Source organism: Bacillus sp. mrc49 (genome assembly GCF_002803435.1).
This window is the reverse complement of the sequence record NZ_PHNG01000398.1, coordinates 1-315: the sequence shown is the minus strand read 5'-3', so window position 1 is coordinate 315 and position 315 is coordinate 1. Positions and strand designations below refer to the sequence as shown.

Sequence of the window (315 nt, the reverse complement as noted above, 5' to 3'; positions counted from 1 at the left end):
TCCCAGGAGCGGAACCGCCTGGCGCGGGAGCTGCATGATTCGGTGAGCCAGCAATTGTTTGCCGCTTCGATGTTCATGTCGGCTATTACAGAGTCACAAACGGATATGGATAAAACGGAAATGAAGCAATTCAAGGTTGTGGAAGAAATGATCCATCAATCTCAGCTCGAGATGAGGGCGCTCCTGCTTCACTTAAGACCCGTTGCGTTGAAGGGAAAATCATTACAAGCGGGAATGAAGGAGCTCCTCGAAGAATTGGCCCAAAAAGTGACGATGGAGATAGATTGGAAGGTGGAGCCGGTTATCCTTGATAAG

Annotated in this window: 1 protein-coding gene; it reads left to right on the top strand. The window is 49.2% G+C overall.

Annotation, left to right across the window (positions count from 1 at the left end):
* The coding region (locus tag CVN76_RS02485) for a sensor histidine kinase (protein ID WP_232732076.1) at positions 1 to 315 on the top strand (315 nt) is incomplete at both ends.